The organism is Micromonospora sp. BQ32 (genome assembly GCF_059358895.1).
The window spans coordinates 152,113-172,505 of the sequence record NZ_JCADBI010000011.1; the positions used below are offsets into that span (position 1 = coordinate 152,113).

19 protein-coding genes are annotated in these 20,393 nt (G+C 70.9%); 6 read left to right on the forward strand and 13 right to left on the reverse strand.

Annotated elements, in window-relative coordinates; translation table 11 throughout:
* Window positions 1-6 precede the first annotated feature (6 nt).
* Together AC5L30_RS21320 and AC5L30_RS21325 are read left to right on the forward strand one after the other, a co-directional pair.
* A complete protein-coding gene (locus tag AC5L30_RS21320) occupies window positions 7-1,152 on the forward strand; it encodes an RNA polymerase sigma factor (protein ID WP_494869449.1) in 1,146 nt (381 codons plus the stop codon).
* Between the two features lie 472 nt (window positions 1,153-1,624).
* On the forward strand, window positions 1,625-2,608 hold the full coding sequence (locus tag AC5L30_RS21325) for a glycoside hydrolase family 11 protein (protein WP_494869354.1): 984 nt from the start codon (window positions 1,625-1,627) through the stop codon (window positions 2,606-2,608).
* Between the two features lie 257 nt (window positions 2,609-2,865).
* Here the strand turns inward: AC5L30_RS21325 and AC5L30_RS21330 are convergent, their stop codons facing one another.
* From AC5L30_RS21330 to AC5L30_RS21370, 9 genes are all read right to left on the reverse strand, one after another.
* A complete protein-coding gene (locus AC5L30_RS21330; protein WP_494869356.1) occupies window positions 2,866-4,329 on the reverse strand; it encodes a serine/threonine-protein kinase in 1,464 nt (487 codons plus the stop codon).
* 254 nt (window positions 4,330-4,583) lie between these two features.
* Window positions 4,584-5,477, reverse strand: coding sequence for an SGNH/GDSL hydrolase family protein (locus AC5L30_RS21335; RefSeq protein WP_494869358.1), 894 nt, complete (start codon window positions 5,475-5,477; stop codon window positions 4,584-4,586).
* A 308-nt stretch (window positions 5,478-5,785) separates the two neighbouring features.
* Window positions 5,786-6,400: a dihydrofolate reductase family protein gene (locus AC5L30_RS21340; RefSeq protein ID WP_494869360.1), complete on the reverse strand. Its 615-nt coding sequence runs from the start codon at window positions 6,398-6,400 to the stop codon at window positions 5,786-5,788.
* A 330-nt stretch (window positions 6,401-6,730) separates the two neighbouring features.
* The gene (locus tag AC5L30_RS21345) at window positions 6,731-8,131 is read right to left on the reverse strand and encodes a glycoside hydrolase family 62 protein (protein WP_494869361.1); all 1,401 of its coding nucleotides are present in this window, start codon (window positions 8,129-8,131) and stop codon (window positions 6,731-6,733) included.
* A 179-nt stretch (window positions 8,132-8,310) separates the two neighbouring features.
* Complete coding sequence (locus AC5L30_RS21350; protein WP_494869362.1) at window positions 8,311-9,396, reverse strand: hypothetical protein; 1,086 nt, start codon at window positions 9,394-9,396, stop codon at window positions 8,311-8,313.
* 58 nt (window positions 9,397-9,454) lie between these two features.
* A complete protein-coding gene (locus AC5L30_RS21355; protein WP_494869364.1) occupies window positions 9,455-9,898 on the reverse strand; it encodes an OsmC family protein in 444 nt (147 codons plus the stop codon).
* Complete coding sequence (locus AC5L30_RS21360) at window positions 9,895-10,203, reverse strand: multicopper oxidase domain-containing protein (RefSeq protein WP_494869365.1); 309 nt, start codon at window positions 10,201-10,203, stop codon at window positions 9,895-9,897. Before AC5L30_RS21360 ends, AC5L30_RS21355 begins: the two co-directional genes overlap by 4 nt.
* A gap of 232 nt (window positions 10,204-10,435) precedes the next feature.
* The gene (locus AC5L30_RS21365) at window positions 10,436-10,888 is read right to left on the reverse strand and encodes a DUF6220 domain-containing protein (RefSeq protein WP_494869367.1); all 453 of its coding nucleotides are present in this window, start codon (window positions 10,886-10,888) and stop codon (window positions 10,436-10,438) included.
* 10 nt (window positions 10,889-10,898) lie between these two features.
* A complete protein-coding gene (locus AC5L30_RS21370; RefSeq protein WP_494869369.1) occupies window positions 10,899-11,888 on the reverse strand; it encodes a carboxymuconolactone decarboxylase family protein in 990 nt (329 codons plus the stop codon).
* A 143-nt stretch (window positions 11,889-12,031) separates the two neighbouring features.
* Here AC5L30_RS21370 and AC5L30_RS21375 point away from each other — a divergent pair, with 143 nt between their 5' ends.
* From AC5L30_RS21375 to AC5L30_RS21390, 4 genes are all read left to right on the forward strand, one after another.
* A complete protein-coding gene (locus tag AC5L30_RS21375; RefSeq protein ID WP_494869370.1) occupies window positions 12,032-13,162 on the forward strand; it encodes a sensor histidine kinase in 1,131 nt (376 codons plus the stop codon).
* Window positions 13,163-13,187: 25 nt separating this feature from the next.
* A complete protein-coding gene (locus AC5L30_RS21380; RefSeq protein WP_494869372.1) occupies window positions 13,188-13,850 on the forward strand; it encodes a response regulator in 663 nt (220 codons plus the stop codon).
* 125 nt (window positions 13,851-13,975) lie between these two features.
* Window positions 13,976-14,671, forward strand: coding sequence for a hypothetical protein (locus AC5L30_RS21385; RefSeq protein ID WP_494869373.1), 696 nt, complete (start codon window positions 13,976-13,978; stop codon window positions 14,669-14,671).
* Window positions 14,672-14,746: 75 nt separating this feature from the next.
* Window positions 14,747-16,279, forward strand: a complete 1,533-nt coding sequence (locus tag AC5L30_RS21390; RefSeq protein WP_494869374.1) for a gluconokinase — start codon at window positions 14,747-14,749, stop codon at window positions 16,277-16,279.
* Here the strand turns inward: AC5L30_RS21390 and AC5L30_RS21395 are convergent.
* From AC5L30_RS21395 to AC5L30_RS21410, 4 genes are read right to left on the reverse strand one after another with little or no spacing between them, the layout of a single operon-like run.
* Entirely contained in the window at window positions 16,257-17,147 is an 891-nt protein-coding gene (locus AC5L30_RS21395; protein WP_091406994.1) for an ABC transporter permease, read from the reverse strand. The two genes, AC5L30_RS21390 and AC5L30_RS21395, sit on opposite strands and share 23 nt — an antisense overlap.
* On the reverse strand, window positions 17,147-18,046 hold the full coding sequence (locus AC5L30_RS21400) for an ABC transporter permease (protein WP_494869376.1): 900 nt from the start codon (window positions 18,044-18,046) through the stop codon (window positions 17,147-17,149). Before AC5L30_RS21400 ends, AC5L30_RS21395 begins: the two co-directional genes overlap by 1 nt.
* On the reverse strand, window positions 18,043-19,155 hold the full coding sequence (locus tag AC5L30_RS21405) for an ABC transporter ATP-binding protein (protein ID WP_494869377.1): 1,113 nt from the start codon (window positions 19,153-19,155) through the stop codon (window positions 18,043-18,045). Before AC5L30_RS21405 ends, AC5L30_RS21400 begins: the two co-directional genes overlap by 4 nt.
* On the reverse strand, window positions 19,152-20,372 hold the full coding sequence (locus AC5L30_RS21410) for an ABC transporter substrate-binding protein (RefSeq protein ID WP_494869379.1): 1,221 nt from the start codon (window positions 20,370-20,372) through the stop codon (window positions 19,152-19,154). Before AC5L30_RS21410 ends, AC5L30_RS21405 begins: the two co-directional genes overlap by 4 nt.
* Between the last annotated feature and the right edge of the window lie 21 nt (window positions 20,373-20,393).

The window sequence follows — 20,393 nt, forward strand, 5'->3', positions numbered from 1 at the left end:
ACTCCGATGGACGAGACGCTGCTGCGGGGCCTCACGCCGAGCGTCCTCGGCATCCTCGTCCGCCGCGGAATCGACTTCGCGGCGGCCGAGGACGCCGTACAGGACGCCCTGGTCGAGGCGGTCCGCGTCTGGCCGGCCGACCCGCCGCGCGACCCGTTGGGCTGGCTGACCACGGTGGCGTGGCGACGGTTCCTCGACGGGGCCCGAGCCGACGCCGCCCGCCGTCGGCGTGAGGATCTCGTCGACGAGGAGCCGGCGCCAGGACCGGCCCCCACGGTGGACGACACGCTCCAGCTCTACTTCCTGTGCGCCCACCCGTCGCTGACGCCGTCGTCCGCGGTCGCGCTCACGCTGCGCGCCGTCGGCGGGCTGACCACCCGCCAGATCGCCCACGCCTACCTGGTGCCCGAGGCGACCATGGCGCAGCGCATCAGCCGGGCCAAGCGCACCGTCTCCAAGCTGCGGTTCGACCGACCCGGTGATGTCGCCACCGTGCTACGCGTGCTCTACCTGGTCTTCAACGAGGGCTACTCCGGTGACCTGGACCTCGCCGCCGAGGCGATCCGGCTCACCCGACAGCTCTCGGCCGCGATCGACCATCCCGAGGTGGCGGGGCTGCTCGCCCTCATGCTGTTGCACCACGCTCGGCGCGCCGCCCGGACCGCGCCGGACGGCAGCCTGGTGTCGCTCGCCGAGCAGGACCGCAGCCGCTGGGACACCCGGTCGATCGCTGAGGGCGTCGAGATCCTGCAGGCGGCCCTGGCCCGCGACCAGCTGGGCGAGTTCCAGGCCCAGGCCGCCGTCGCGGCGCTGCACGCGGACGCGCCGACCGCCGCGGAGACCGACTGGGTGCAGATCGTGGAGTGGTACGACGAACTCGCGCGGCTGACGGAGAACCCGATCGTCCGACTCAACCGTGCGGTGGCGGTCGGTGAGGCCGACGGTCCCAGGGCCGGCCTGACGGCGCTCGCGGCGGTCGACGACGCACTGCCCCGGTACACGGCGGTGGCGGCGTACCTACACGAGCGCGACGGCGATCTGGCGACGGCGGCGCGGCTGTACACCGAGGCGGCCCAGCAGGCCCCCAACCTCGCCGAACGCGACCACCTGACCCGTCAGGCCGCCCGGCTCAACTCCCGTCGGCGTCGCTGACCGGTCGGGCAACGGAAGCGTCTGCGCGTGCCGCTGACCATGGCAGGTGCCCTTGGTCCGGAAAGTCTCCGGAAATTTCGCCGACCTTTACCCGGACCGTTGCTTCGCCATCGCGACGCCGCGGTAACCGCCCCAAGTTCTGATCGACTACTGACCTGGATGGATGCTGCTCGGATGACGACAGCAATGTTGCCACCGTGTTTCCGAAAATTGTTGACAAGTCGACGGCCGGGTTAATACGGTCCCCATCGACGACACTCGATTGTCGTCAGCACCAGCCACCACGACCCACTTCTCCGGTCGTCGTGCAGGACGACCGGCCCACCACCACCGATCGGTACGACGCCGTGGCCGCTACCGACCACCGGCAGCCCGCCGAGGCGTACCGCGCCGCTGGCCCCCGCCAGCCCTCAGAGGAGGCAACAGTTACATGATCGACACCAGCCACACCATGCCAAGAAGGCGCGGCCGCATGCGGTTGCTCCTCGGCGCCGCATGCGCCGCCGTCCTGGCCGTCGCCGGCACGATGACCGCCACCAACGCGTACGCCGAGGCCGACCGGACCCTCACCTCGAACCTCACCGGCACACACAACGGGTACTACTTCTCATTCTGGAAGGACAGCGGCAACGCCAGCATGACGCTGCGTGCCGACGGCCGATACACCAGCAGCTGGGACAGGAGCACCAACAACTGGGTCGGCGGCAAGGGTTGGGCCACCGGCAGCCGACGGACGGTCACCTACTCGGGCAGCTACAACCCGGGCAACAACAACACCTACCTCGCCCTGTACGGATGGACGCGCAGCCCGCTCATCGAGTACTACGTGGTGGAGAACTTCGGCAGCTACAACCCGAGCAGCGGCGCCACCCGGATGGGCACTGTCACCACCGACGGCGGCACCTACGACATCCTCCGCAGCCAGCGGGTCAACGCCCCGTCGATCGACGGCAACCAGACGTTCTACCAGTTCTGGAGCGTCCGCCAGCAGAAGCGCTCGAGTGGCACCATCACCACCGCCAACCACTTCGACGCCTGGGCCCGCGCCGGCCTGAACCTCGGCACCAACCACAGCTACCAGGTCATGGCCACCGAGGGCTACCAGAGCAGCGGAAGCTCCGACATCACCGTCCGGGAGGGCAGCGGCGGCGGCAACCCGACCTCCGGGCCCACCACCGGCAATCCAGGCACCGGAAACTGCAACGCGACGCTCTCCGCCGGCCAGCAATGGGGTGACCGGTTCAACCTCAATGTCGCGGTCAGTGGCACCAACAGCTGGGTCGTCAGCCTCGGTCTGGGCGGCGGCCAGAGCGTTCAGAACAGCTGGAACGCCTCGGTCAGCGGCAGCAGTGGCACCGTCACCGCGACGCCGAACGGCAACGGCAACAACTTCGGCCTAACGATCATGGCCAACGGCAACTGGAACTGGCCGACGGTGACCTGCCGTACCGGCTGATCCCGACCAGTTCCTGACATCGCACCGCTGGCGTGGCGGCCTCGGCCGCCACGCCAGACTGCGTTCCGCAGGCAACCCGCATCCGCCTCGGCGTCCAGGACGGCCTCGGGTCGGCCCCGCTTTACGTGCCCGCCCTTTGCTCTGCACCCGCCGAGGCACCACCGGCCTGCCGCTGGATGGCGCTTCCGCGGGTGCAGAGCAAAGGCGGGTCTTGCGGCACGGTCCAGTCGCGAGACCGTGGTCGTCGCCGCCGTCGGCTACACCTGCGGCGCCGCGGTCTCTCCTCCGGCCGTCGATTCCTCCGCCGACGGTTCCGAGGTTGGGTCCGCCGCTGGGTTCTCCGTGGTCCCCGCGGTCGGTGGCGCTGTCGTTCCGCCCGTTGGGGCTTCCGTCGGAGCTGCCGTCGGCTCCGCAGGCGCGCTCTCGGACGCGGTGGGACCGGGCACATCCGCAGTGCTTCCACCGGACGGCGTCGATGGGTCCACCGTTTCCTCGCCCGCGGCCCGGGTGGGCGTCGGGGTCGGGATCGGGGAGCCGGGCGCTCGAACCGGCAGGCCCGCAGAACTGCGGGTGGCTGGTTCACCGCCGCCGACGCCGGGGCCCGGGTTCCGCTGCGACGGCACCGTTGGCGACACCGTTGGCGACACCGCGGGCGGCACCACGGGAGGCGTCGACGGTCGCCCGGTCGGGCCGGGCATGATCCCGATGGGATCGGCGAGCACCAGGACGGCAGCCGCCGCGGCCAACGATCCGAGAAGCACCGCGAGCGCTCTGGGCCCAGGAGTGACCGCCCGGCTCACCGTGCCGCCGAGGGCCGACCGCCGGGCAGCCGTGAACTCGGTCCGCACCCCGATCTCGGGCGCCCCGGCCGCAGTGGACAGCAACTGGTCAGACGGATCCGCGAGTGTCTGCACCGCCCTGGCCATGGCCGCTGCCGTCGGAAAGCGGCGAGCGGGCTCCTTGGCCATCGCGGTGGCGACCAGACGCCGGACCTCCGCCGGAACGTCTTCGGACAGCGGTGACGGTTCCTCTTCGAGATGCCGCAGCGCCACCGCGACGGCGTTCTCGCCCTGGTGCGGCGGCCGACCGGCGAGGCAGTGGTAGACGACAGCCCCCAGTGCGTAGATGTCGATCGCCGGCGTGGTCTCGTTCTTCGCGACCTGCTCGGGCGCCATGTACAGGGCGGTGCCGACGATCTGGTTCGCTGCGGTCAGGCTCGCCGCCTCCTGCGTCACGGCAACACCGAAATCGACGAGTACGACGTGTCCGTCCGGCTCGATGATCAGATTGCTGGGTTTGACGTCACGGTGGACGACACCGGCGTCATGCGCGGCCTGCAGGGCACGGGCGGTCTGCGCGGCGATCGACATCGTCTCGGCCACGTCCAGCCGGCCGACCTCGGCGATCCGCTCCGACAAGGGCTGCCCCTGCACGCACTCCATCACGATGTAGGCGAGGACCGGCGCTCCGGACTGGGACACCTCACCGTAGTCGTAGACCTGGGCGACACCTGGGTGACGCAGGGCTGCCATGGCCCGCGCCTCGCGCCGGAACCGCTCACCGAAGCCGCTGTCGGTGACCAACCGAGGTTGCAGCATCTTGACCGCCACGCAGCGGTCCAGGGTTTCGTCGACCGCCCGCCACACGTCACCCATTCCGCCGCTGGCGATGCTTTCGACCAGGCGGTAACGGTCTCCGATGACTTGCCCCACATTCGGCATAGCTTTCGGTACCCCGGACTCCTCGATCTCAAGCACAGCGAGGCTGGGCATTGCCGCGCCGGCTCTGCCGGGGAGACCGGCACGCGCACGCACTGCGAGCGCCCGGCCACCGTACGGAGCGAGGAGGGCCTCCGGCACCTCTCGACCCGGGTGGCCGGTGATCGTGTGCCGAGAGGTGCCGGGCTACGCGACGCACCGCAGGGGTGGCCCGCCCCGCCGCTGCCAGCGGGGCGGGCTCGACGATTACGGCCCGGTCAGCTGTTCAGCCTGGTCAGCAGCGCGGCGGCCATGCCCTGCTCGCCTCGGGCGTTGGGGTGGAAGGGTGCGGCCGAGTTCTGCGGCACCAGACCCTCGATCCACCGGGTGCCGCTGCCCTTGCACGCGTCGCGACCGATCGACGGGGTGTAGACATCGGCGTAGGTGGCGCCGTTGGCGCTGGCGACGCTGGCCAGCATCGCGTTGAGGGACTTTTCGATGCCACGCAGGTACGGCACGTCCTGGTAGGCGATCGGAACGACCGGCCAGCAGCCGTAACCGGTGTCCGGCAGGATCGCCGGATAGCCGAGCACCACGACCCGCGCGCCCGGTGCGGCCTGCCGGACCGCCTGGAGCACGGCGGTGACCTTCGGTGTGGCGGCGACGATCCGCGCCTGCAACTGGTCGACACCTCCGGCGGTGTACCGGTTCTTGCACGGAGACCCGAGCGGGCTGCTCACGCTCGCCTCCGCGCAGTCGCCGATGATGCCGGAGAAGCCGATGTCGTTGCCGCCGATCTGCACCGTCACCAGCGACGTGTTCGACGTGACCGCGTTGAGCTGCGGTGGCAGCGTGATGCCCAGTTGGCCGCTGCCGCCGTAGAGGATGTCGTCCGTGGTGGCGCCGGAGCAGCTCACGTCGGCGAACGACGACGAGCCGGCGGACGCCGCCACCAGCGACGGGTAGTTGCGGTTGGATCGCAGGCAGTTGAGGTCGACCTGGGTGGGGATCAGCGGGCCTGCGGTGTACGAGTCGCCCAGCGCGACGTAGCGGCCGGTGGGCACAGCGGCGCTGGCGGGGGTGGCGACGGTGAGCAGCACGCCGGCGGTGGCGAGGGCGAGTGCGGCCAACCGGGTGGCTGCCCGCAGGCGGGGCAGGCGGGGACGGGTCATGGCGCCTCCCAGGAGGGATCACGGTGGTGGTGCCCGAGATCCTGTCGCCGTCGAGGTCAACCGTCAATATCGATGACCCTCACTAAAAGCGGGTCCGAAGTGTGGGATGAATCGGTGGTGGTCAATTCAACGGCGCATACCACCGGGCACCGGTGACCCGGATCCGCCGAGACTGCTTGCGGTTCCACTCCACTCACATGCCGTGCTTGCGAAGCACCGGAAACGCGACCACGGTGCGATCCTCACAGGGGCCTGTGACGGCTTCGGACCGAGAACGGCCGGCGCGGCGGCCGTCCCCGAAACGAGCACTAGTTTCCGGCTGGCACCTGGTCCTTGATTTCGTCGTAGCCGACCGGCGTCGGCGTCGTGCCCGGCGCGTAGATCACGCGAAGGACGCCCGTCGGGAACGCCTCCGAAGCCACCAGTCGCAGGTGGTACGCCGTATCGCCCTCGTCGAACAGCTTGCGGCCCTTACGCGCGGCCACCGGATGCACCAGCAGGCGCAGCTCGTCGACCAGGCCCGCGGCGAGCAGTTGCTGCACCACGGAGATCGACCCGGGGATGAGGATTCCCCGGACGCCGGCATCGGCCTTGAGTGCGGTGACGGCGTCGAGGAGATCCCCGTTGATCAGCTCCGAGTTGCGCCAGGAAAACTCCAACGGCTGACGCGACACAACGACCTTGCGCATGTCGCCGAGCTGTTTGGCGAACGGTGCGTCGTCGCCACCCGCGGCCTCACGGTCGGGCCAGGCCCCGGCGAAGCTGTCGTACGTCTCGCGGCCGATGAGCAGCACATCGGCGGCGTCATAGTCCTCGGTGACGGCGCGGCCCATGTTCTCGTCGAAGTACGGGAAGTGCCAGTCCGGGTCGATCTCGGCCACACCGTCGGCCGAGATGAACAGCGTGGAGATGACCTTTGCCATCGCGGGGGATCCCTTCGAGTCGGGTGATGTCGGTAGATCGACCGGCGCATCGTCCCAAACTCGTCAGCCACCGGCTGCCCCGATGAGGCGTGTCGTATCCCGTCTTCGTCAGCCAGCCGTCACGGGAGCGATCCGATGCTTGATCGACTCGCGTTCAAGGAGGTCGCGGCGTCAGGACGACCGGGATACCGCGACTTCCACGAACCCGAGTGGATCAAGCGTCGGACCGGGCAGGCAGGCCCCAACCGAGGGCTGGGGGCCGGGGCCGGCGTGGCGCGGGCGGGCTCGGCGTGACGCCGAGCCCGCCCGTTGCGGGTCAGTCGGGCGTGATCAAACCGGGCGCTGCAGGGTCAGCAGACCCGGCCGGTACGGCAGCAGGCCGTAGTCGCCGCCGGACTGCGGCGAGCGGCCCTGGTAGAGCAGTTGCAGGTTGCAGGGATCGATGGTCATGGTCTGGTCGGCGTTGGTGCGCAGCAGCTCACCGTGGCTGATGTCGTTGGTCCAGGTGGCACCGCTGTTGGCCTTGCCGGCGAACGGGTTGCTCTCGCTGGTGGCCTGCGGCGTCCACGATCCGCCCAGGCTGGTGGCCGTGAACGAGCGGAAGTAGCGGCCCTGCGAACCGATCGCCTCGACGATCATGAGATAACGGGTCTGGCCCTGGAGCTTGTAGACCTGAACGGCCTCGAAGAGGTTGTTCGTGGTGTCGCTCATGATGGTCGTGTAGTTGGAGCCGAAGCTGCCGGGGAAGTTGCCGATCGGCATGCTGGCTCGGTAGATCTTGCCGTTGTCACCGGCGAAGAACAGGTACATGTTCGTGTCGTCACCGATGACCGCCTGGTCGATCGGGCCGGTGCCCGAACCGGTGATGCTTCCGCTGAACAGGGTCTGCGCCGCGGACCAGCCGTTCGGGTTGGTCGGGTTGGTCGAGGTCCGGTAGGAGAACGCCGGCCCACCCCACTGGTAGGCGAGCACCCAGATGTTCTTTGGCGCGAAGTAGAACAGCGACGGCGCGACTGTCGCGTTGTTCATCGCGTTCTGGCTGGCCGAGGCCATCTGCGAGTAGTTCGTGAAGAGGCCGAAGTTCATCGAGCCCCATCGGGTGCCGTTGTCGTGGGTGGTGGCGTAGACGAGTTGCTGGCCGTTGTAGGGGGCGACGGTGAAGTCCTTGAGTGACACCCAGCCCGATCTCGGGGTCGCCAACACCCCGGTGGAGGACCACCGGTACGTCGAGGGAAGGTTGCACGTCGGCGGATCGGTCGGTGGGTCGGTCGGCGGGTCGGTCGGCGGGTCCGTCGGCGGGTCGGTCGGCGTCGTGCCACCGGTGCAGGTGACGCCGTTCAGGGCGAAGCTCGTCGGGTCGGGGTTGCTGCCCGTCCACGACCCGTTGAACCCGAACGACACCGTGCCGTTGGTCGGGACCCCACCGTTGTAGCTCACGTTCCTCGCCGTCACCGCCGACCCGCTCTGCGTCAGTGACGTGTTCCATGCCTGCGTCACCGTCTGCCCGGCGCCGTACGACCAGGTCAACGTCCAACTGCTCAACGGATCACCCAGGTTCGTGATCGCCACGTTGGCGCCGAAGCCGCCCTGCCACTGCGACGACACGGCGTAGTTCACCGAACAACCCTCGGCCGCGGCACCGGCCGGCAGCGCCGCGACAACTGTCGACGACACCAGTAAGCCGACGCCGGCCGCAACCAGACCGACATTGGCTGCTCTGGATCTGGTCATATAGCACCCTCCTCGCGGGACGGCGGCCTATGCATTGGTGGCGGTCGCTGCGTGGTGACCGATTGTGAGCGTTAACAGGCCGCGTCAAGTATGTTACGGGAGCGCTCCCATACCCTCAACAGCATCTATCCCCCGTTCTCACTCATGCCAGTTTCCCGGTGCGGCTGGCCCGACGCTCCTCAGGCGACCGTCAGGGTGAGCACACCAAACTGGTTGCCCCGCTGCACGAAGTGCGGCAGATAGAAACTCCACGTCACGGTCAGCTCGCGCCCGGCCCGCATCGAGGCCGGCACCTCGGCGACCATTTCGAACTCGGTGCTGCCGCCAGCGGGGATCCGCGGTAGCGCGCGGCAGTTCAACCGGTACAGCTGAGCCGAGTTCACCGCGTCGTTGGTCGCGTCGCCGAGAGAGAACCGCTCCATCAGGTAGCCGGGGCAGGGGTCGAGCGTCAGCGGGCCGTCGGTCGGGTTGCCGAGCGTCACCCGGAAGGTGAGCAGCGACCCGGCGACGGCGGTCGCCGGCCCCTGGACAGCGACGGTGAGCTGGTCGAGCGGGGAGGACGGGGGCCTCGACACCGCCACCGGCTCGGTGAACCCACTCGCGGACAGCGTCCCCCGCGCGCGGGGGTGGACCCCCTCCCCCTGCGGGCAACCCGGACGCTCGTCGGCGGTGACCGGTGCGCGCAACGTGCCGCCCTCGTGCGGCAGTTCGATCGCCAGCTCCACCGGCCCCTTGACGGGCTGGCAGAACGGCCCGGACCAGTCCAGGCGCAGGCTGGCGTGGCCACCGGCCGGCACGGCGACCACCCGGGTGCGGCCCTCCTCGTCGATGTCATGGGTGTAGAGCATCGGGATCTCACGACCGCCGGCGAACATGGTCGTCGGCACCTCGCCCTCAAGGGTGCACTCCACCGTCGACGAGTTCCGCACGTCCACTTCGCCGATGAGCTTGCCGAGGGCAGCGTCCCAACCGCGAGGCTTCTCGCCGCTGGTGCCCGGCCGCGTCCAGTTGGTGAGCCGGCCGGACAGCTGCTGCGCACGGCACGGCTCGCTGCCGGTGGCCGGCTTCCTCGGCGCGGCGGGGCGACCGTTGAGATCCTCGTCGGTGATCTTCAGGTCGGCCCAGGGAACGCTGCCGTCGGCGAGCAGCTCCGTGGGCACCGGCTCCGCGACCGTCGGGCCCGGACGAGCCGGCTGCGCGTTCGGCTCGGCGCAGGCCACCGCCACGGCGAGGACCATCAGCAGCGGCACCACTAGTCGACGCATGCCGTCACCCTCACACGAACGGACCACACCGGACCTGAGTAGCCGTGCTCAACGCCGATCAGTCTCCGGTAGGCCCCGGCGTCTCGGCGATCGCGACGGGAGTGCCGAGCTCGACGGTACGGGAGACGGTGCACAACCGATCGTGCGACTGCTGCAACGACCGGGGCAGCGCCGCCCGGGCCTGGTCGCCGTCCGCGCCCTCCGGGAACGTCACGGTGAACTCGACCCGCAGGTTGCGCATCCGGTTTCCGCCGGCCTCGTCCCGGATCTTGTCACCGGTGACGGCGACGGTGAACCCGGTCGGCTCGGCACGGCGGCTGGTGATGTGGTCCACGTCCACGGCGGTGCAGCCGCCGATGGCGGCCAGCAGCAGCTCCACCGGCGTGAAACTGTCGTCCTCGCCGGTGCCCAACGACACCGACCCACCACGGATGTTCCGCACGACGTAGTTGCCCAGGCTGGAGCGCTCGATCGCCACCGAGCGGAAGCTGTCCTCAGTCATGGCAGAAAACTACCGGCATCCGCGATCACGGGTACATGAGATGCAGGCGTCATCCCGGCATCGGCGTGCGCCAGGTTGTGGCAATGGTTGGCCCACACTCCCGGGTTGTCGGCCCGGAACGCCACCACCGTCGCCGCGACGACCCCGGCGACCGCGAGCAGCCCCGCCCCCGCCGACGCCGGAAAGCCGTGCAGGATCGTCACGAGCAGGGCGCTGCTCGCGGCGTACCCGGCGAAGAGCAGCGGGACCGCGACGGCCCGGATGTCGCCCGGGGCCCGCAGCAGCCGCGGACCGGCGACGCCCACCGCCGCGAGCGACAGCGGGGCGGCGATGAGGATCTTCTCCGCGGCGAACCACCAGCCGGCGCGGGCGAGGGCGGTGATCGTGATCCGCGGGCGAGCGTGGCGATCAGCGCGACGGCCGCCAGTCCCAGTGCGAGCGGGCGACGCCGGGCGGCGGACGCGGCGCCACCACCGAGCCAGGCAGCGGCCGCGAGGAGCGCGATCACGAGGTCGGCCGCGAGCAGCGAACCGGTGGTCATACCGGCTCCCCTTCCCGGGTGACCACCCCAGCGGCGCCGGCCGGCACCGGGACGGCCAGCCTTCGCGCCGCCCGGTGCACGCCGACCACGACGTGCACCGCGATGATTCCGTTGAGCGCGTGCAGCCCACCGATGGTCAGCCCGAGCGGGGTGCTGACGCCCGACGCGTCGGTGAACGCCTCGGCGAGCATGGCGATGAGCGGCTGGAGCACGACCAGGCCGATCGGCAGGATCGCCAACCCGATGAGCCGGCCCGGCACCTTCGCCAGCGCGGCGAACAGGGCGGTGAGCACTGTGAGCACCGGGATGACCGCCATGCCGTTGACGCTGTGTAGCGCGTACGCGTCGTCGCCGGCGGGTCTGGTGAACCCGCCCACGGCGGCGAAGACGAACTGAAGGGCGAACGCGACGAGCAACAGCGCGGTGATGATGACGAGTGCCTTGCGCATGGGTTACCTCCTAGCGGTGCGCCGAGGCGAGGGCCTGGGCGACGTGATCGGTGGCCGTGATCGCCCCGTACGCGACCAACCGCACGAGGTCGGCGTCGGCCGGGTGGGAGAGCCGCCACAGCGCGACGTCGCCCAGGCTGATCGCGCTGGGCGCGAACGCCGCCAGCAACGCGATCCGCGTCCCGATGCGGTCCGTGCCCGGCACATCCCGGACCAGGTCGACGGCCCAGTCCGCGGGCCGGGCCGGAAACCGCCCGTCCTCCCCGCGCACGGTGGCCGTGACGGTCTGGCGCGCCACGTCGCCCAGCAGTTCCCCGCCCCGGGTGGCGGCCTTTCGCAACGACGCGTAGGCCACGCCCACCGGGCTGTCCCCCGCCCAGGCCGGTGTTGCCGTCGCGTCGGCGTCGAGCAGCGGGAGGCTTCGGCCGGGCTCCTTCGGCTCCCGGGCCGCCCTCGCGTAGAGCCGACCCCCGACCGAGCGCACCAGTGGAGACCGTTGCAGGCCGCCGGGGAGCAGATCGGGGTCGAGCAATGCCGAGACGACCCGGTTGATGAAGTGGAAGGCGAGCAGGGTGCCGGTGATCTCCGGGCGGTACGGGCTGGTCCAGTCGGCGGCTCTGGGGCCGCGGCTCGCCTGCGCCCAGCGGACGAGCTCCGCGTACCTCGGCTCGGGTGGCGTCTCACCCTGGGCGACGGCCTCGGCCAGCCTCGGTTCACCCAGCGCGTGCAGCAGCAGCACGTGGGCGTCGACGCAGAACTGACAGCGGTTGGCCTGGGACACCGCGGCCGCGACGAGTTCGCGGTCGACCCGGGGCGCGTCCCCGGCGAGCAGCGCCTCCCGCATCAGGGCCCAGGTCGCGGCCAGCACCTCCGGCACGGCCGACAGCGCCTGGAAGGTCGGCAACGGCCCGAGAAAGTCGTCGCGCAACTGTTGGTAGACCGCCGCGGTCCGGCCGGTGGCCGCCCTCGTCGGCGTGGGAGTGAAGAAGCGGTATGTCATGGCTCGATGCTTGCGGCGGCGGGCCGGGAAAGCGTCGTTCCACCGCAGACACTTGCCGCGCCGCGGATACCGCGCCCGTGGTACGCCGCAGGTACCACGCTCGCGGGATGCTCCACCGACGACGGCCGTTCTACAGTGCGACCATGCGCCGTGACCTCCCGTCCGCCCTCGGCGGTCTCGCCCTCGGCGTCCTCCTGCTCGGCAACGCCGTGCTCACCCCGGACGCCGCGCCGGTCGAGGTGCTCGACGTCGTCCTGGTCCTGGCCACGGTGATGGCCCTGGCGGCGTGCCGGCGCTACCCGGTGGTGGCGCTGGGCGTGGTCACCGTCGCCATGCTGGCCGTTCACGTCCGGGTGCACCCCGGGGTGTCCGCCGCGTTCCCCGTCCTCTGCGCGGTCTACGTCAGCGCCTGGCAGGGACACCGGTCGGCCGCCGCCGTGGCCAGCCTCGCCTTCCTCGGTGGCTTCCTGGCCCGCGACATCTCGATGGCGCCGGCCGGCCGACCAGGCCAGCTGGTCGCCGAGCGGACGGCCCTGCTGCTCGGCTGGTTCGTGGCGGCCAACGTCGCCGGGCTCGTCGCCCGGCAGCGCCGGGCGTACCTGGAGCAGGTCGAGCAGCGGGCGATCGAGGCCGAACGCACCCGCGAGGAGATGGCGTTGCGGCGCGCCGGGGAGGAGCGCCTGCGCATCGCCCGCGACCTGCACGACTCCCTGACCCACAGCATCTCGGTGATCAAGGTGCAGGCCGGCATCGCCGTGCACCTGGCCCGCAAGCACGGCGAGGAGCCGTCGGCCACGCTGCTGGCGATCCAGGAGGCCAGCGGCACCGCGATGCGGGAACTGCGCACGACCCTCGACGTCCTACGCGCACCCACCGACGGCGATCGGGTCGGGCTGGCCCGGGTGGACGAGCTGGCCGAGCGCACCCGGGCGGTCGGCGTACCGGTGCAGGTGACCGTCACCGGCCAGCGCGCGACCCTGCCCGACGAGGTCGACCAGGCCGGGTTCCGGGTCATCCAGGAGGCGCTCACCAACGTGGCCCGCCACGCCGGCCCCGCGACCGCGCACATCGAGGTGGCGTACGCCCCGGCGGAGCTGACCGTCGCGGTCACCGACGACGGTCAGGCGTCGCCGGCCGAGCCGCTGACCCCGGGTGTGGGCCTGCGCGGCATGCGGGAGCGGGTCAGCGCCCTGGGCGGCACGCTGCGAGCCGCCGCGCACGACGACCACGGGTTCACGGTGCGGGCCACCTTCCCGCTGGACGGCCCACGATGACCGCCCGCCGCGGGGAGGAGCCGGGATGATCCGGGTGCTGCTCGCCGACGACCAGGCGCTGATGCGCGCCGGCTTCCGGGCCCTGCTCGACGCCGAGGACCACCTGGAGGTCGTCGGCGAGGCGACCGACGGCACCTCGGCCGTCCACCTGTCGCGGTGTCTGCGCCCGGACGTCGTCCTGATGGACGTGCAGATGCCGGGCCTCGACGGCATCGAGGCCACCCGGCGCATCGCCGCTGATCCCGACCTCGCCGCGGTCCGCGTTCTCATCCTCACCAACTACGGGCTCGACTCCTACGTCTTCGCCGCCCTCCGCGCGGGCGCCAGCGGCTTCCTCCTCAAGGACGCCGACCCCACCGACCTGCTGCACGCCGTCACCGTCGTCGCGCGCGGCGACGCGCTGCTCGCACCGACCGTCACCCGCACACTGATCAGTGAGTTCGTGGCCGGCCCACCGCCGGCCGTGCCGACGGCCGGACGCGACGTGCTGACCGCCCGGGAGCAGGAGATCGTCGAGCTGGTCGCCCGCGGGCTGACCAACGACGAGATCGCCGCGCGCATGGTGATCAGCCCGCTGACCGCCAAGACACACGTCAACCGGGCCATGGCGAAGCTGCACTGCCGCGACCGGGCCCAGCTGGTCGTGTGGGCGTACGAGTCGGGGCTGATCACGCCCCGTCGGCGGTGATCGCCGTCTCCGAGAGCCGGGTCGATCAACCACCCTTGGGAACATGAGGGAGGGTCGACGCACTAGCATTGCCGCCGTCCGCGACGGCTCTGCTGAATCGAGGCGACATGCGTTGGCTCCGTCGATTGCTGGGCGGTAGAAAGGTCCAGCTCGACCCGGGACGCCAGCAGGCGCTGCTGCACGACGTCCAGTCCCGGTACGGCCCCCACGCGCGGATCCGGTTCAACGAGCAGGTCGACGCGCTCACCGGTTCGCTCGACAGTGACGACGGCCTGGTGGTGGCGACCCGGATCGTGAGTCAGGTCGCCGACGAGGCCCACGTGGACCTTCAGGCCCAGGCCCAGGAGATCCACCGACGGACCGGCCGGCGGCTGCTGGTGCACCGCCGCAACTACCGGCCGCTGTGGAAGGAGGCCGGTCCGGCCCTGCGCTGGCCGCTGTTCGCGTTGCCGTGTGGCTTCCACCCGTACGCGCAGGTGGCCGCCGCCGTCACGGTGGTCGGCAACCGGGCGCCCCGGCTCGACCGGGTGACCGACCCGAACCCGCTGGTGACCCGCGTGTTCGAGGTGCTCGACCTGACCACCTCCGGCTGGGAGTACGGCCGGGTGCGGGTGGACACCGACGCCGCCACCCTGGCCGATCGACTGATCGTCAGCGCCGGTCAGGTCCTCGCGGCCATGGAGGACCCGCCGCGACTGCCGCCCGCGGTCCGGGAGCTGATGCGTCGCAACAACACCGTCGCCGTGCACGATCCGGCCGGCCCTCGGGCGGTGGGCGGGATCAACCTGGGCGCGCGGATGCGGGAGGAGTTCCTGGTCTGAGCCCGGCGGTCCGCAGTGACGACAACTGCGCGCAACCGCTTGCCGGCCCGCCGAACACCGCTCGACCATGTGCGGATGGGGCCGGAGCGTCGGGTGATCGTCGGAGTCGACGTGGGCACCAGGGCCGTGCGGGCTGTCGCGTTCGCTCTGGACGGCACCGCGCGACACGTCGCGACGCGAGAGTACCCCCTGCTGGAGCCGATGCCCGGCTGGCAGGTGCAGGAGCCGGACGTGCTGATGGCGGCCACAGTGGCGGCGATGTCCGCGTGTGTGGCCGGCACCGCCGGGGCGGAGGTGGTCGCCCTCTCGCTGAGTTCCGCCCGGTACGGCCTGATCGGGCTGGACGCGGCGATGACGCCGGTGACGCCGCTGCTGACCCGGCGTGACACGCGGGCGTCGGAGGCGGCCCGTGAGCTGCGGTTGTCCGGTCAGAGCCGGGAGCTGCACCGGTTGACGGGCACCGCCGTGCACCCGATGAACCCGCTCTGCAAGCTCCTGTGGTTCGCCCGTCACGAGCCGTACCTCTGCACGGCGACGCGGTGGTGGGTCGGTCTCAAGGACTATGTGGTCCTCCGGCTCACCGGGATGTTGGTGACCGAGTTGTCCTCGGCCTCCGGGACCGGGATGTTCGACGTGCACCGTCGGGGGTGGAGTCCGGCCGTCCTCGATCTCGCCGGGGTGTCTGAGAGTCAGCTGCCCCCGGTCCTGCCCACGACGGCGGTGTTGCGGTTGTCGCCGACGGCCGGGCGCGCGGTCGGCCTGCCCTCCGGCACACCGGTCGTCGTCGGGGCGGGAGACGGTCCGTTGCGGAGTCTGGGCGCGGCGGCGATCGACCCGACCGTCGGTGGCCTGACGCTCGGGGCCACCGGGGCCCTGCGGACGGTCGTCGAGGCTCCCCTCTTCGACCCGGTCGAAACGTTCTCCTGCGGTGCGTTGACCGACGACGCGTGGGTTGTCGGCGGGGCGGTCAGCAACGGCGGCAACGTCGTCCGGTGGGCGGGACGTGTCCTCGGTGACGACCGTGCCGCGCCCGCGCTGCTGGATCTCGCCGAGCGGATCGCACCGGGCAGCGACGGTCTCGTGATGCTGCCCTACCTGCGGGCCGACGAGGCGCCGCCGCAGGGCTGTGCCCCGGCGGGCGCGTTCCTGGGGCTGCGCAGCGAGCACTCGCGCGGCCACCTGGTCCGGGCCGCCGTGGAGGGCGTCTGCCTGCAACTCGGTGGTGTCCGTGACCGTCTGGCCGAGCTGACGCCGATCGGCAGCGTCCGCCTGACCGGGGGCGCCTTCCGGTCTCCGCTGTGGCGCGAGGTGATGGCGGCGGTCCTGGACTGCCCGGTCCGGGTCGCGGGTGTGGCCGACCACGTCACCCTCGGCGCGGCGGCGCTCGGGCTCTTCGCGATCGGCCACACCTCCGGTCTTCAGGAGGCGGTCACCCAGCTCGATCCGGGGGTCGCCGGCGGCGAGCCCGTCGCGGTCGACCCGGCTCTCGCCGCGGCCTATCGCGGTCTGCGAACCAGGCTGCCGGCGCTCATCACGGTCGCGGGTCGCCTGGGTGAGATCCTCGACGAGGCGGCCAGCGCCGGCCTCAGTGCTCCGGCTCGTCCTTGACCTGCGCCACGAGCTGGGTCGGGTTGACGTAGCGCAGCGCGACGACGAGCAGGACCAGCATCATCGAGGTGTAGATGACCGCCATGGCGTCGACCGACTGCTGGGCCCTGATCCCGGACGCGGACATCGAGTAGTAGAGCGCCACCACCAGGGTCTGCGAGTCGGGCCCCGCGGTCAGGAAGGTGAGCTCGAACATGCCCACGGTCCGGACCAGCACCAGGATTGCGGAGGCGAGGATGCCCGGCACGAGCAGCGGCGTGAGGACCCGGAGGAACACCGTCCGCAGGCCCGCGCCGCACATGCGCGCGGCGCTCTCGATCCGCGGGTCGATCTGCTCGATGAACGGGGTCATGGTCAGGATGACGAAGGGCACCGACGGTACGAGGTTGGCGAGCACCACCCCGGACATGTGCCCGGCCAGGCCGAACTTGTAGAGGACTGTCGCCAGCGGGATGCCGTACGTGATCGGGGGCATCAGGATGGGCAGCAGGAACACGAGAAAGATCAACCGTTTGCCCGGGAACGAGCGCCGCGCGAGGGCGTAGGCGGCCGGCACGCCGATCACCAGCGAGAGGCCCACGACGAGTACGGAGACCTCCAGGGTCACGACGATGACCTGGAGAAGCGCGAACTCGTCCCAGGCCCGGGCGTACCAGCTGGTGGTGTAGCCGTCCGGGAGCCAGGTGTCGAACCAGCGCTGGCCGAACGAACTGACCAGCACGGACGCCACGACGCCCAGCAGGTTGAGGAAGAAGAAGATGACGACGCCCCACACGATCCAGGCGGCCGGCCGCGCGGCGATGCGCCGCCGCCGGTCGGTGCTGGTGGCGGGGGGCCGCGCTGGTGGCGCCTGGGTGGTCGTTGCCATCAGCCCTTGCCTCCGGTGGAGCCGGTGTAGAAACGGCTACGGGCGGCCAGCACCACCGCGATGATGACCAGCTCGACGAAACCCATGATCATGGCGATCGCCGAGGCGTACGGGTAGTCGTACTGCTCGTACGCCGCCTGGTACGCGGCGAGGGAGATGACCCGGGTCTCCCCGGCCGGGTTGCCGACCAGAACCGCCGACGGGAACACGCTGAACGCCAGGACGAACGTCAGGCAGAAGGTCGTGGCGAGACCGGGCATCAGCAGCGGCAGGGTGATCCGGGTGAACCGGCGACGCCAGTCCGCGCCCAGCGTCGCGGCCGCCCGTTCCAGGGTCGGGTCGATGCCGGACAGGTACGAGAGCACCAGCAGGAACGCGAACGGAAAGCCGGTGATCACCAGCGAGAAGAACACGCCCCAGTAGTTGTGGGTCAGCCGCACCGGCTCGTCGACGAGGGTGGTGGCCAGCAGGATCCGGTTGAACCAGCCGGTCGGGCCGAGGAAGTTCAGCAACCCCTGCGCGGTGAGGACGGTGCCGAGCGTGATCGGCACGACCAGCAGCGTGGTGACCAGCCGCTTGCCCCGGAACCGGCCGCGCATCCGGTAGGCGATCGGCACGGCGGCGAGGACGTTCAGGAGCGCGGCGGGCAACGCGATCCGCAGCGTGATCCAGATCGTGCCCCGCTCGTAGGAGTCGGAGAAAAACCGGGCGTAGTCGCTGAACGGCCCGCCCCTGGTCGGCTGGAACGAGAGGGTCAGCCCGTAGAAGAACGGGTAGAGGAACAGGGCGACGACGAAGACCAGCGCCGGGACCAACAACCAGAGCTGACGGTCGACGCCCCGCTCGGCGAGACGGTGCTGCCAGTGCGCCAGCGGCCTCCCGGGCCCGGCGCCGCTCACCGCGTCGCCCCCGAGGCGTCCGCGAGGCGGTCGGGCTGCGTCGACGCGTCGGCGGGATAGACGAGCAGCCGCTGTGGGTCGACGGCGAGCTTGACCTGGTCGCCCGGGGCGATCCGCTGCTCGGTGCGCAGGTGCAGCAGCAGCCCGGTGTCGGTGCGGGCCTCGGCCGCCAACTCGCGGCCCTGGTACTCCACCACCTCGACCGTCGCCGACAGGGCGTTGCGGGTCTCGCCGGGCGCGTCGACGCGGATGTCCTCGGGGCGTACCGCGACCACCGCGTCCGCGCGGGCCTGGAGGTCCCCCACCACCTCGCCGAGCAGGCGGTGACCGGACGACTCGACGGTGGCCCGGGCGCCGTCGGACTGCTCCACCCGCCCCCGCCACAGGTTGCGGTAGCCCATGAAGTCGGCGACGTGCCAGTTGGCCGGCCGGGTGTGCAGCTCGCGCGGCGAGCCGATCTGCTGCACCCGCCCCTCCCGCAGCACCACCAGCCGGTCGGCCAGGGAGAGCGCCTCCTCCTGGTCGTGGGTCACGTAGACGGTGGTGAGCCCCAGCGACTGGTGCAGCCGGCGGATCTCGGTACGCATCTCCAGGCGCAGCTTGGCGTCGAGGTTGCTCAACGGCTCGTCCATCAACACCAGGGACGGCTCGAACACGACGGCGCGGGCGATGGCGACGCGTTGCTGCTGACCACCCGAGAGCTGACCGGGCAACTTGTCGACGTGGTCCTCCAGTCGCACCAGCCGCACCGCCTCCGCCGTACGCCGGCGCGTCTCCTCCTTGGGCAGTCGCCGCATGCGCAGCCCGAAGGCGATGTTCGCCCGGACCGTCAGGTGCGGGAAGAGGGCGTAGCTCTGGAACACCATGCCGAAGCCGCGCCGCTCCGGTGGCAGCGTGTCGATGCGGCGCTCGTCCTGCCAGATGCTCCCCGCCGTCAACGGCAGCAGCCCGGCCAGACAGTTCAACGCCGTCGACTTGCCGCAGCCGGAGGGGCCGAGCAGGGCGATGAACTCCCCCGCCTCGATCGTCAGGTCCAGCTCGGTGAGCGCGGCCTGGCCCCCGAACCGGCGGGACACCCCGTCCAGCCGCAGCTGGGTGAAGGCGCTCATCCCTGCTTGACCTTCCCGCCACCGATCTCGCGATCCCAGCGGCTGAACGCCGCCACCAGGCTCTTCGCGTCGAGTGGGACCTCGGTCGGGTTCCCGGCGATCAGCGCGTCGTACTCGGGGCGACCGAACTCCCGGATCGCGTCCTGGCTCTTCTGCGGCGCCGACGAGAGCTGAACCTCCTTGATGGCCGGGCCCGGGTAGAAGTAGCCCTCGTCGTACGCCTTCGCCTGCTGTTCAGGAGTGAGCATGAACGCCAGCAGGGCCAGCACCGCGGCCTGGGTGTCGGTCGACACACCCTTGGGCATGACGGCGTAGTGCGCGTCGGTGACCCAGTGGAAGCCGTCGATCGGGGTGATCCTGGCCTCCTTGGGCACCGTGCCGAGTACCCGCGGGTTGATGTCCCAACCGGTCGTGCTGACGATGAGGTGCGCGGTGCCGTTGGCGAGGTTCTTCATCGTCTCGGTGGTGCCGGACGGGTAGTAGTCGACGTACTGGCCCAACTCCTTGAGGAAGGCCCACGTCTTGTCCCATCCCGCGGTGGGGTCCTTGGGGTTCGAGTCTTTGAGGATGTAGGGCAGACCCATCAGGAACGTCCGGCCCGGGCCGGAGTTGGCCGGGCGGGCGTACTGGAATTTCCTGGGGTTGGCCCTGGCCCAGGCGAGCAGCGCGTCCGCGCTGGTGGGTGGCGTCGCGAGGCGCGACGGCAGATATTCGAGCAGCGGACCCGACGGGTAGTAGGTGACGGTGACGCCCGCGTTGCCGGCAAGCTGCTGCATCGCGGCGGCCGGCGCCAGGTAGTTGCTCATCCCGCCGAGGCGGTCCTGGAAGGTCGGCAACACGTCGATCCAGAGCCCCTGCTCGATCCCGGCGGCCAGGCCGTCGACGCCGGTCAGCACAAGACCGATGTCCACCCGGTCCGCCCCCTGCTGGGCCTTGATCTTCCCAGCCAGCTCGGGTGCCGGCGCCTTCGAATAGGTCACCCGGGAGATCACGTCGGGGTTCTTCGAGACGAACTCGTCGATCATCCCCTGGGTCAGCTGGAGGTTGCCCGCCACGTCGAGGACGTTGAGCGTGACAGCCTTGCCAGGCCGCTGTGGCACCTCGCCGGTGCTGTCGCCCGTGGAGTCGCCGGGAGCCTCGGGTGCTCCGCACCCGACCGCGCCCACCAGGAGCGACGATGCCGTGACCAGGAGAGCGCCGCGCCGCGAGATACCCATGAGCCGTTCCCTCCGCCAGGT

Excerpts from the sequence above, each read along its gene's own strand:
- AC5L30_RS21320 (WP_494869449.1), top strand. The coding sequence starts at position 7 with ATGGACGAGACGCTGCTGCGGGGCCTCACGCCGAGCGTCCTCGGCATC.
- AC5L30_RS21325 (WP_494869354.1), top strand. The coding sequence starts at position 1,625 with ATGCGGTTGCTCCTCGGCGCCGCATGCGCCGCCGTCCTGGCCGTCGCC.
- AC5L30_RS21330 (WP_494869356.1), bottom strand. The coding sequence starts at position 4,329 with ATGCCGAATGTGGGGCAAGTCATCGGAGACCGTTACCGCCTGGTCGAA.
- AC5L30_RS21335 (WP_494869358.1), bottom strand. The coding sequence starts at position 5,477 with ATGACCCGTCCCCGCCTGCCCCGCCTGCGGGCAGCCACCCGGTTGGCC.
- AC5L30_RS21340 (WP_494869360.1), bottom strand. The coding sequence starts at position 6,400 with ATGGCAAAGGTCATCTCCACGCTGTTCATCTCGGCCGACGGTGTGGCC.
- AC5L30_RS21345 (WP_494869361.1), bottom strand. The coding sequence starts at position 8,131 with ATGACCAGATCCAGAGCAGCCAATGTCGGTCTGGTTGCGGCCGGCGTC.
- AC5L30_RS21350 (WP_494869362.1), bottom strand. The coding sequence starts at position 9,396 with ATGCGTCGACTAGTGGTGCCGCTGCTGATGGTCCTCGCCGTGGCGGTG.
- AC5L30_RS21355 (WP_494869364.1), bottom strand. The coding sequence starts at position 9,898 with ATGACTGAGGACAGCTTCCGCTCGGTGGCGATCGAGCGCTCCAGCCTG.
- AC5L30_RS21365 (WP_494869367.1), bottom strand. The coding sequence starts at position 10,888 with ATGCGCAAGGCACTCGTCATCATCACCGCGCTGTTGCTCGTCGCGTTC.
- AC5L30_RS21370 (WP_494869369.1), bottom strand. The coding sequence starts at position 11,888 with ATGACATACCGCTTCTTCACTCCCACGCCGACGAGGGCGGCCACCGGC.
- AC5L30_RS21375 (WP_494869370.1), top strand. The coding sequence starts at position 12,032 with ATGCGCCGTGACCTCCCGTCCGCCCTCGGCGGTCTCGCCCTCGGCGTC.
- AC5L30_RS21380 (WP_494869372.1), top strand. The coding sequence starts at position 13,188 with ATGATCCGGGTGCTGCTCGCCGACGACCAGGCGCTGATGCGCGCCGGC.
- AC5L30_RS21390 (WP_494869374.1), top strand. The coding sequence starts at position 14,747 with ATGGGGCCGGAGCGTCGGGTGATCGTCGGAGTCGACGTGGGCACCAGG.
- AC5L30_RS21395 (WP_091406994.1), bottom strand. The coding sequence starts at position 17,147 with ATGGCAACGACCACCCAGGCGCCACCAGCGCGGCCCCCCGCCACCAGC.
- AC5L30_RS21405 (WP_494869377.1), bottom strand. The coding sequence starts at position 19,155 with ATGAGCGCCTTCACCCAGCTGCGGCTGGACGGGGTGTCCCGCCGGTTC.
- AC5L30_RS21410 (WP_494869379.1), bottom strand. The coding sequence starts at position 20,372 with ATGGGTATCTCGCGGCGCGGCGCTCTCCTGGTCACGGCATCGTCGCTC.